General features: G+C 42.7%; 12 protein-coding genes. 2 read left to right on the plus strand and 10 right to left on the minus strand.

Annotated features, from left to right (window positions below; genetic code table 11):
- Positions 1-2 precede the first annotated feature (2 nt).
- The 10 genes from FGQ53_RS05625 to FGQ53_RS05670 all read right to left on the minus strand — a co-directional run bounded on the left by FGQ53_RS05625 (position 3) and on the right by FGQ53_RS05670 (position 6,940).
- Positions 3-743, minus strand: coding sequence for a class I SAM-dependent DNA methyltransferase (locus FGQ53_RS05625; protein ID WP_283215137.1), 741 nt, complete (start codon positions 741-743; stop codon positions 3-5).
- 354 nt (positions 744-1,097) lie between these two features.
- Positions 1,098-1,451, minus strand: a complete 354-nt coding sequence (gene rsfS, locus FGQ53_RS05630; protein ID WP_138336550.1) for a ribosome silencing factor — start codon at positions 1,449-1,451, stop codon at positions 1,098-1,100.
- A 12-nt stretch (positions 1,452-1,463) separates the two neighbouring features.
- On the minus strand, positions 1,464-1,964 hold the full coding sequence (locus FGQ53_RS05635; RefSeq protein WP_138336554.1) for a cysteine hydrolase family protein: 501 nt from the start codon (positions 1,962-1,964) through the stop codon (positions 1,464-1,466).
- Positions 1,965-2,558 carry a bis(5'-nucleosyl)-tetraphosphatase (symmetrical) YqeK gene (yqeK, locus tag FGQ53_RS05640; RefSeq protein WP_138336557.1) on the minus strand — a complete coding sequence of 198 codons (594 nt, stop codon included), beginning with the start codon at positions 2,556-2,558 and terminating at the stop codon, positions 1,965-1,967.
- Complete coding sequence (locus tag FGQ53_RS05645) at positions 2,558-3,187, minus strand: nicotinate-nucleotide adenylyltransferase (RefSeq protein WP_138336560.1); 630 nt, start codon at positions 3,185-3,187, stop codon at positions 2,558-2,560. The genes yqeK and FGQ53_RS05645 overlap by 1 nt, the downstream gene beginning before the upstream one ends.
- Positions 3,188-3,238: 51 nt before the next feature.
- Positions 3,239-3,550 carry a ribosome assembly RNA-binding protein YhbY gene (gene yhbY / locus FGQ53_RS05650; protein WP_000060169.1) on the minus strand — a complete coding sequence of 104 codons (312 nt, stop codon included), beginning with the start codon at positions 3,548-3,550 and terminating at the stop codon, positions 3,239-3,241.
- 212 nt (positions 3,551-3,762) lie between these two features.
- Positions 3,763-4,869, minus strand: a complete 1,107-nt coding sequence (gene yqeH, locus FGQ53_RS05655) for a ribosome biogenesis GTPase YqeH (RefSeq protein ID WP_138336563.1) — start codon at positions 4,867-4,869, stop codon at positions 3,763-3,765.
- Between the two features lie 2 nt (positions 4,870-4,871).
- Positions 4,872-5,399 (minus strand): YqeG family HAD IIIA-type phosphatase, encoded by a 528-nt coding sequence (locus FGQ53_RS05660; RefSeq protein WP_138336566.1) that lies wholly within the window; start codon positions 5,397-5,399, stop codon positions 4,872-4,874.
- A gap of 17 nt (positions 5,400-5,416) precedes the next feature.
- Positions 5,417-6,322 (minus strand): magnesium transporter CorA family protein, encoded by a 906-nt coding sequence (locus FGQ53_RS05665; RefSeq protein ID WP_138336568.1) that lies wholly within the window; start codon positions 6,320-6,322, stop codon positions 5,417-5,419.
- Between the two features lie 51 nt (positions 6,323-6,373).
- On the minus strand, positions 6,374-6,940 hold the full coding sequence (locus tag FGQ53_RS05670; protein WP_023943577.1) for a mechanosensitive ion channel family protein: 567 nt from the start codon (positions 6,938-6,940) through the stop codon (positions 6,374-6,376).
- 139 nt (positions 6,941-7,079) lie between these two features.
- Between FGQ53_RS05670 and sstT the strand changes: the two genes are divergently transcribed.
- Positions 7,080-8,285, plus strand: coding sequence for a serine/threonine transporter SstT (gene sstT, locus FGQ53_RS05675; RefSeq protein ID WP_138336571.1), 1,206 nt, complete (start codon positions 7,080-7,082; stop codon positions 8,283-8,285).
- Between the two features lie 67 nt (positions 8,286-8,352).
- Positions 8,353-9,306 (plus strand): aromatic acid exporter family protein, encoded by a 954-nt coding sequence (locus FGQ53_RS05680; protein WP_138336574.1) that lies wholly within the window; start codon positions 8,353-8,355, stop codon positions 9,304-9,306.
- The last annotated feature ends 248 nt before the right edge of the window (positions 9,307-9,554 follow it).

Genomic DNA, 9,554 nt, shown 5'->3' on the forward strand with positions numbered 1-9,554 from the left:
TCCTACTTCTGCGCGACAAAAAACCAACGGGTGCTAGTTTCTGTTGGCTCCTTATCCTCAAAGTCCGCATAGAGTTTGAAAGACTTAAAACCAGCCTGTTCCAGCAAAATATCATAGGTCAAGACTTCGTATGTACGCTCCTCATGTACTTCATCGTGGCGACTAAAGTAACCGTCAGCCTCCTTGATAAAGAAAGTCAACTCATGGACGATGGAGTGAGGAGCTTCGTCATCATAGGTGTCCCAAAGCATGGCAAAATCTTCCGCATTTTCATGGTAGGAATAGCCTGGAAAAACTTCATCTGTCTGGTAGGTCGAATGCACATCAAAGATAAATACACCATCTTCGTTGAGGGCGTTATATACTTCCTTAAAGACGTCTCCTACCTCCACCTCATCCTGCATGTAGCAGATAGAGTCCGAGTAACACGTAACAAAGTCGTACTTACCAGCCCTGGATAAATCCAGCATATTGCCTTCGATAAAATCAATCTTTTGCTTGGCTGAAGTAGCTCTCTTCTCAGCAATCTTCAACATATCCTCGCTTAAATCAAGTCCAGTCACATCAAAACCTGCCTGAGAGAAGCGCACTGATTGAATTCCTGTACCACAAGCCAATTCCAAGAGTTTCTTTCTCTCCTTAGTTTTTGGCAAATGACGCAGAGAAAAATCAGTCCATTTGTCGTATAAACTGTCATCCATAACCGTATCGTAGACCGCCGCAAAAATTTCATAAGTTGCCATAATCATGATACCAAGAGCCTCCATGGCAAAAACCACTCGCCCTATACCTTTCCATCAATTTTCTAAAATAAGCAAAGAAACCCAGTTGACTGCAACTGAGTTCAATTAAAGACAAAGTCTTTTTAAGACTTTCCTTAGGTGATTTCGGACGTCTGCGACCTTCTTCGAAGTTCCAAGACTTAGTTTTGAGCCTAAGGTCTCAAAACTCCCGACTTCTTGAAACATTATCGTTTCAAGAAGTTTTATCACAACGGAAAGTCTCGGTAATTTCTCACTTCGCACTCATAAAACAAGAATAATCTCAATACATTGTCGAATTTTAAAGCAATTCCCAGCCGAAATTCAACTCATCTTCTATGCCAGGGTTTCAGATAAATCTACTGACTCTGCCTCATGCCATAGTTTTTCTAGATTATAATGGGCACGCATTTCTTCTGAAAAGACATGCACGACAACAGCACCGAGGTCTAGCAAAACCCAGCCTCCAGCTGCATCACCTTCGATATGGCTACCTTTAAAGCCTGCATCAGCTACTTTTTCACGGATGTTATCAGCGATAGCGTCCAACTGACGGCTGTTCATTGAGCTAGTGATGACAAAGTAGTCCGTCACACTAGTCAAATCTTGTACGTCAAGTGCGAGGATATCCTCCGCACGTTTCTCATCAGCCGCTTTCACGACTAGTTCTAGTAATTCTTTTTCGTTCATTTAGTCCTCTTTCTAGAAAATATGTTTGTAATCTAGGACATCTGCAAAGCGCCCCTCCCAAATGCCCTCATAAAATTCATTTATCGTTTCTGCTGGAATGTCTTTCCCATTAAACGTTGTGCAAGTTCCTTCTGGAATAATAAGCTGATAGCCATATTCAAAGGCAACCTTGACAGAGGTATCCACACAATATTCTGTCTGCATACCACATAAAACTAATTTTTCAATTCCCTGTTTATCCAAGTATTCTTTTAAACCAGTTTCTTTGAAAATACTGTTATACTTCTTCTGAAAGACCTTTTCATTAGGTTTTCGACTTAAAAGCTCAGATAACTGCCAATCTTCTGATGTTTGAGCTTCAGCGTTCTCAATATGTTGAACATAAATAATTTCGATATTCTTGCTTCTAGCCTGGTTTTGTAAATAAGAAATTTTGTCCAATAGACTATTTGTCTGAAAACCGGTTTCCACTAAAATATTCTGAACATCAATGATTATAAAAGCCGTTTTCATTTAGTCCTCTTTCAAATAGTGCACAAAGGCGTTATAGGTTTCAAGGGTTTGGGGATAGATGGGAAATCCCTGATGAGCTAGATGCTCTACGGTACGAGCTGTTTCGTAGGCCACCGCCTTATCAAGCGATAGACTTGCAATCTCACGCGCCTGGTCCACTCCCGGAAAGGCACGATTGTGCTCGATATAGTCTGCGACGTAGATGACCTTGTCTAAGTCTGTCATCTGACTAGCCCCGACTGTATGGATTTCAATGGCTCGCAGGATTTCTGGATCATGCAAATCCAAGTCTTCTTGAATCTTGTAAATTCCAACCATGCCATGCCAGACATTATTGCCCCAGTTTTTGAGATCAGAATCCAGCTGGTAACAGTCAATCAAGTCCAGAAATTCCTGATCTGACAACTTCTTAGCATAGTCATGAAGAAGGCCTGCTAGACCTGCTTTCTCGGCATCAACTCCAAATCGCTGAGCCAATTCTATGGCTGCACGCTCCACACCCAAGCAATGGGTTAAACGTTTTTCAGGTAGAAGCTCTGCCATTCTTTCCAACAAAGCCTCGCGAGAGCAGTTGATATAGTCTTGATAGGCCATCAGTAGAGCCCCTCCTTCTCGATGTAGTCTAGCACCGGCTGAGGTAGGAGAAAGTTTGGCTTCCGACCTTGGGCAAGGAAACCACGCACCATGCTGGACGAGATATCCATGAGAGGCACATCCACCCAGATAACAGGATAGGAAGTCCCTGCCTTGTAGCGTGGACGTTGAACCCCCACAAATTGAACCATGTCAACCAGCTCATCAATACGGTACCACTTAGGCAGATAATCCACCATATCCGCACCGATAATGAAGTAATAATCCGTATCTGGATGTTGCTCTGTCAAGATTTTCATGGTGTCGTAGGTGTAGGAAATCCCCTTACGCTCCAACTCTATGGTTTCAATGGCTAGGCCTTCAATCCCCTCAATCGCCAATTCAAGCATCTTGAGACGATGGTGCTCAGGGATGGTTTCTTTTTTGTCCACATGAGGAGGTTGGTATTCAGGCATGAGCAAAACCTGATCCAATCCCAACTGTTGCCGTACTTGGTCCGCAACGATCAGATGGGCATTGTGAACAGGGTTAAAATTCCCTCCTAAAACCCCGACTTGTTTGCGTTTTTTCTCCTTGATTTTCGGCTCCAACTCTACCTTGGTAAAGGGAGTCAATAATTCGATTGCCATAGGCTAGTCTCCTTTATTTCTCTGTAAAAACAGTTGTTGGGAGTATGGTGGTTAAATTTCTTTTACTTTTTTAGAAATCTTGCGATTTTCTTTCTTGCTGGATTGTTTAAACAAAATCAAGATGCGTCCAATTTTTTGGACTGTGTCCACACCAATTTCTTCTTCCAAGATTTCAGCTACTTCGTGGATATTTTCATCGGTGTTTTGTAAAAGAGTTACCTTGATCAATTCACGAGCGTCAAGAGCCTGACGGACGCTGGTTTTGATTTGATCGTTAAGGCCATTTTTACCGATTTGGATGATGGGTTTGAGGGTGTGTGCCTGACTGTTGAGGAAGGCACGTTGTTTTGATGTTAATGACATAATTTTCTTCCTTGTTTTTTGATAGTTATTTTAGGTGGTGAGGGACGGTCGGAACTAATTTTCCAAAGATCTCATCTTTGAAAAATGGATTTCCTGACCTCACAATTGAGCCTTGGTCTCAATTGTGCCCCTTGCCAATCTATCGATTGGCAAGACACCACGGCAATAACTATCTTTTTATGAGCTCACTTTGTTCGCTCAGTGGTTTCATTTTAAATAATTGCTTTTCGTGTAACGACGGCAACGCCTTCTGGTGCCCAGACGGCGACTTTGGCGGTGCCTGCTACGCGGATCCAGCCTAGACCTGAGATGACTAGGTCTGTCTTGTCCTTGATGTTAAATACATGCTGGACTAGTTTTGGGAAATCTTCTTTTTCCTTACTATTTGGTGGTGTCAGAAGTGTTCCAACGTGCTTTTCATAGAAAGCACTAGCGCCTTCTAGCTTGGTACGATGCAATTTAAGTTCATTGTCAAAGAAGGCTGTGAAACCTTGCTTTTCTCCTGATATAAAGTCAAAGCGTCCCAAACCGCCTAAAAACAGGGTTTGTTCAGGGTTAAGTTGATAGGTTTTGGGCTTGATTTCCTTTTTAGGGCTGACATACTTGAGGTTTTTAGCCGTCAAGTAGTGGGCCATCTGATGGCGGTGGATAATCCCTGGTGTATCGTAGATATAAGATCCGTCGTCAAGCGGAATCTCAATCTTGTCCAAGGTTGTCCCTGGGAAACGTGAAGTCGTGATGACATTCTGGTCACCTGTGATTTCTTGGATAATGGCATTGATAAGAGTTGACTTTCCAACGTTGGTCACACCGACCACGTATACATCACGGCCCTTACGGTAGTGTTCAATCTTGTCAATGACTTCCTTAATGGCATGCTTGTTTTGGGCTGAAGTCAGGACGACATCAACAGGACGAAGACCTTCTTCGTGGACACGCTCCATGAGCCACTGGCTAATCTTGCTCGGTTTAACTGACTTGGGCAGAATATCTTTTTTATTTCCCACTAAGAGGACATCATTGCCCGATACAAAACGGGGCAAGCCTGGGATGACAGAGCCATTAAAGTCAAAGATATCAATGACATTAACCACCAAAGCATCACTGTCTCCCACCTCGTGCAAGAGCTTGAGGAAATCATCGTCTGTCAACTGGACATCAGTAATTTCATTGTAATGGCGGAGACGGAAACAGCGTTGGCAATAAACTTCACCAGTCTCCAAACCTTTTTCAAGTGCCGACTGAGGAGTAAATCCAAGACCAGCCTTGTCTGTCGTCTGAATGGTTGCTCCACAACCAATACAGAGAATTTCTTCCATAGTTAAATTCCTTTTTTATATGTAATCGGTCCGTACTTTTCAGTGATTTTTCGCATGACACGGCGCTCGCGAGCTCGGTTAATCTGCGTTTTGATCGAGTCATGTTGGACCAAGGGTTTGACTAAAATCGAGCGAATGCCAGCACGGTGGGCTGCTCGAATATCGGTCATGAGCTGGTCGCCAACCATGACCACTTCACTTTTCTCATAGTGGAATTCCTTCATGGCACGATCAATCCCAAATGTGAAAGGCTTCAAGGCCCAATAAACGTAATCAATCCCAAATTTCTCAACTGCGCGTTGAACCCGTTTTTTGGTATTATTTGAGACTATGATGATGCGAATACCTGCGTCCCGAAGGTCATGTAGCCATTGCTTCATCTCTGGCGTCCCATCAGGGTTGTTCCAAGCAATGAGGGTATTGTCCAAGTCGACCAAAACAGCCTTGATTCCCTGCGCCTGCAGGCTTGGGACTGTCAGATCATAGACTGCTTCCACAGCAAAATCTGGCATGTAGTTTTCAATCGCCATTCTGGCTCCTTTTCTTTTTAATTTCTAGCAATTTTCTTTAAACATTGAGCTAAGACTGCCCATAAAATGAGACTAGCTATCAAAATATAAAACCAAGCATTTGGTTCATCTGTAAACGGTAAGGGAACATTCATTCCGAAAAATCCTGTAATAACCGCAAGGATAGCTAGCAAGACTGAGATAATTGTCAAAGTTGTCAAATTATCATTCAGATTATTATTTAGGATGTTGTTGTAAGAGGCTGAGAGTTGTTGCAAGACTTGAGATATTAAGTCTGTCATTGAAACCAACTGATGGGCTTCAATCATAGCATCGTCAAACTGCTCTCTTTCTACCTCATTAAGATTGCGATAAAGAGCATGCCCTTGAATGTGTTCCAAGAGGAGACGATTTTGTTTAGCAGCAGCTGTCAGGTAAACCATACCAGTTTCCAAGTCAGAGAGGGCAAAGAGGTTCTTCTTGGTCGTCCGCTGACGCAAGAGGCCATTGACCTCATCCTTACTCTTGTCCATCTGCTCGATGACAGGATAGTAGGCGTTGCTGATGATTTCCAGACTGGCAAAGAGAAACTTGTAAATCGAAAGCGTGTCATGACTCTCCAGATAACGGGTCATTTGTTCAATGATATAGGCGTTCTTGGTATTGCTAATAGTAATCAGGCGACGATGTTCCACAATAAAGGTCATGGGAAAGGCTTCGTAGTATTCCTTGTCTTTTTTCAAGTTCAAGACATTGTAGATAAAGGTTACAGTCCCATTTTCACGGTGATAATCCATGTGGGCTCGCTCATTCCTATCCAGTGCGTATTCAATGGTTTCCTTGTCCAAACCGTAGATTTCTGAAAGGTCTTCTAGTTTTTTCAACTTGTCCAAATCTAGGTTAATCCAGGTACAGCCATTGCCCAACTGTTTTTCTAAAAACATCTTCTCTCCTTTACCAAACTCTTTCTATTATACCATAAATCTGCTAAAATTTCAGGCCTGGTCTGTCCGAGAGAAATTGCTGACGACAGTGATATTGCGATTGGGAACGAAGTGTAGAACCTGGTCTTCTCCTCTGAGTTGTGTTGTTCGAATACCGACGCTGACAACCTTGCCCGATACAGTAATGGGGCCATTTGTCAAAACAACCTCATCTCCCACATCCAGTTGCCGTTCAAAGAGGATGAAAAAGCCATTGATAACATCAGACAGAAAGCCTTGGGCTCCCATCCCAATAGCTACCCCAGCGATCCCAGCTCCAGCCAGTAAACTAGAAACTGGCAAACCTAAAATCGACAAAATGCAGTAAAGTAAAAAGAAATAGAGGGTATAATTAAACACATTTTCTAACAGACGTGAGATGGTTTTCTGACGCCCGACATCGTGGTGAGACATTTTTAGAGAAGGTTTGACAATTCTCTGCACCATGGTATGAAGTAGTTTCTTAGCTATATAAAAGAGTAAAAATAAGAATAAAAGAGAAAGTAGCTTGGTCAAAATATTCTCGATAATCGCTGTAACATCAAGCTTATTGAGATAGGTTTGAATAAATTCTTGCATAGAAAACTCCTTTCATTTATTATACCATACTTTCATAAAGTGTCATTCTCCATAAATTTTCAAAAATAGACAGAAAATTCTTGATTTTGCTTCATATTTATACTATAATCATAAACATTACACAACAAAGGAGATTGTTATGAAAAAAATCATTCATGCTTGGAATAAGGCAAGCCTAATCAAACGTATCTTGATTGGCATGCTTATTGGAGGAACTCTAGGACTGACACTTCCTAACATTTCAGGAATTGGCCTGCTCGGAGATCTCTTTGTTGGTGGCCTCAAAGCCATCGCACCGATTCTGGTCTTTGCCCTCGTTGCCAATGCCCTTTCCCAACATCAAAAGGGACAAGATAGCAATATGAAAACGGTTATCTTCCTTTACTTGGTAGGAACCTTTGCCGCTGCCCTTATCGCTGTACTAGCAAGTTTCATCGCACCTGTTGAAATTACCCTAAATAGTGCTAATACCGATATTGCTCCACCAGATGGGATTGGACAAGTCCTCAGCAACCTCTTGCTCAAACTAGTTGACAATCCAGTCAATGCCCTCATTACTGCCAACTACATCGGTATTCTATCTTGGGCAGTTGTTTTCGGGATTGCCATGAGAGAGGCCAGCAAAAACAGTAAAGAATTGCTCAAAACTATGGCTGATGTGACTTCTAAGATTGTCGAATGGATCATTAACCTAGCTCCATTTGGAATTCTTGGTCTTGTCTTCAAAACCATCTCTGATAAGGGGATTGGAAGCCTAGCCAACTATGGAATCTTACTTGCCCTCCTGGTGACAACTATGTTCTTTGTGGCTCTAGTAGCCAATCCATTGATTGCCTTCCTCTTTATGAAGAGAAACCCTTATCCCCTCGTTTGGAAATCTTTGCGGGTCAGCGGTGTGACAGCCTTCTTCACTCGTAGTTCTGCGGCTAACATCCCTGTCAACATGAAACTTTGTCACGACCTCGGACTGGATCCAGATACCTATTCTGTTTCTATCCCACTTGGTTCTACTATCAACATGACCGGGGCAGCGATTACTATTAACGTTTTGACTCTTGCTGCAGTAAATACTCTTGGAATCCCTGTTGACTTTGCGACAGCCTTTGTCCTCAGTGTAGTAGCAGCTATTTCAGCCTGTGGTGCTTCTGGTATTGCCGGAGGTTCCCTCCTTCTTATCCCAGTTGCTTGTAGCCTTTTCGGTATTTCTAACGATATTGCCATGCAAGTTGTCGGAGTTGGTTTTGTGATTGGGGTCATCCAAGACTCATGTGAAACAGCCCTCAACTCGTCTACAGACGTCCTCTTTACTGCCGTTGCCGAATACGCAGCAGCCCGTAAAAAATAATCCATAAAGGCAAGCCTGCTCAGGTCTTGTCTTTTACGCTTTTATTCTAACTTATTAGGAAATTCTTATGTCTATTAGCCAACGTACGACCAAGCTCATCTTAGCTACCTGTTTTGCCTGTCTTCTTGCTTATTTTCTCAATCTCTCCTCAGCTGTCTCGGCTGGAATCATCGCCCTCTTAAGCCTATCTGATACACGTAGAAGTACTTTAAAACTGGCCCGCAATCGGCTCTTTTCCATGCTTCTAGCTCTGGATATTGGGGTTTTGGCTTTTCACTTGAGTGGATTTCATATCTGGAGCCTTGGCCTCTATCTGGCACTCTACGTTCCCCTAGCCTATAAGATGGGCTGGGAAATTGGCATCACACCAAGCACTGTTTTGGTCAGCCATCTCTTGGTGCAAGAGTCAACCTCTCCAGACCTTCTAGTCAATGAACTCCTTCTCTTTGCAATCGGTACAGGATTTGCTTTACTAGTCAATCTCTACATGCCTTCACGAGAAGAGAAAATCCAGCACTACCACTTGCTAGTCGAAGAAAAGTTAAAAGATATCCTCCAGCGCTTCAAATATTATTTATCCAGAGGGGACGGGCGTAATCGAGCACAGCTGGTGGAAGAATTGGACACCCTTTTAGAAGAAGCACTTAGACTGGTCTATTTAGATCACTCTGACCACCTCTTTCACCAGACCGACTACCATATCCACTACTTTGAGATGAGACAGCGACAAAGTCGTATCCTGCGAAACATGGCCCAGCAGATCAACACCTGTCACCTAGCTGCCAGTGAAAGCCTGATTTTGGCCCAACTCTTTTCAAAAATTGCAGGGCAACTGAGCCAGACCAATCCTGCTTCTGATTTACTAGATGAAATTGAACGTTATCTTGAAGTCTTCCGAAACCGCAGTCTGCCCAAGACAAGAGAAGAATTTGAAACCCGCGCCACCCTTCTCCAACTCCTGCGTGAATCCAAAACCTTCATCCAAGTAAAAGTTGATTTTTACCAAAAATATGGACAGTAAAAAAGAAAACTTCAGACCAATCACAAAAGGTGAGTAACTGAAGTTTTCTTTTATTTGTAAGTTATCACCATGAAGGTGAGTAATAGGCCAAATAAGCTATATAATTTAGCATCTTGTCCACGGGAAGTTGAAATAAGATGTGGCTGGGCAAAAACCCACTTCTAACTATCAAAAAAAACGAGCATTTCCGTAGTTAGAGATGCTCGTTTTCTTATGTCATGGTTTATAATTAAAATAAGAACAAAACA

Source organism: Streptococcus mitis (assembly GCF_005844455.1).
In the GTDB taxonomy this organism is placed as follows: domain Bacteria; phylum Bacillota; class Bacilli; order Lactobacillales; family Streptococcaceae; genus Streptococcus; species Streptococcus mitis_BF.

Bases quoted from the DNA above. Each gene is read 5' to 3' on its own strand.
- FGQ53_RS05665 (WP_138336568.1), bottom strand. From the start codon at position 6,322: ATGTTTTTAGAAAAACAGTTGGGCAATGGCTGTACCTGGATTAACCTA.
- yqeH (WP_138336563.1), bottom strand. From the start codon at position 4,869: ATGGAAGAAATTCTCTGTATTGGTTGTGGAGCAACCATTCAGACGACA.
- FGQ53_RS05670 (WP_023943577.1), bottom strand. From the start codon at position 6,940: ATGCAAGAATTTATTCAAACCTATCTCAATAAGCTTGATGTTACAGCG.
- FGQ53_RS05635 (WP_138336554.1), bottom strand. From the start codon at position 1,964: ATGAAAACGGCTTTTATAATCATTGATGTTCAGAATATTTTAGTGGAA.
- sstT (WP_138336571.1), top strand. From the start codon at position 7,080: ATGAAAAAAATCATTCATGCTTGGAATAAGGCAAGCCTAATCAAACGT.
- FGQ53_RS05625 (WP_283215137.1), bottom strand. From the start codon at position 743: ATGGCAACTTATGAAATTTTTGCGGCGGTCTACGATACGGTTATGGAT.
- FGQ53_RS05660 (WP_138336566.1), bottom strand. From the start codon at position 5,399: ATGGCGATTGAAAACTACATGCCAGATTTTGCTGTGGAAGCAGTCTAT.
- FGQ53_RS05645 (WP_138336560.1), bottom strand. From the start codon at position 3,187: ATGGCAATCGAATTATTGACTCCCTTTACCAAGGTAGAGTTGGAGCCG.
- FGQ53_RS05680 (WP_138336574.1), top strand. From the start codon at position 8,353: ATGTCTATTAGCCAACGTACGACCAAGCTCATCTTAGCTACCTGTTTT.
- yqeK (WP_138336557.1), bottom strand. From the start codon at position 2,558: ATGGCCTATCAAGACTATATCAACTGCTCTCGCGAGGCTTTGTTGGAA.
- rsfS (WP_138336550.1), bottom strand. From the start codon at position 1,451: ATGAACGAAAAAGAATTACTAGAACTAGTCGTGAAAGCGGCTGATGAG.
- yhbY (WP_000060169.1), bottom strand. From the start codon at position 3,550: ATGTCATTAACATCAAAACAACGTGCCTTCCTCAACAGTCAGGCACAC.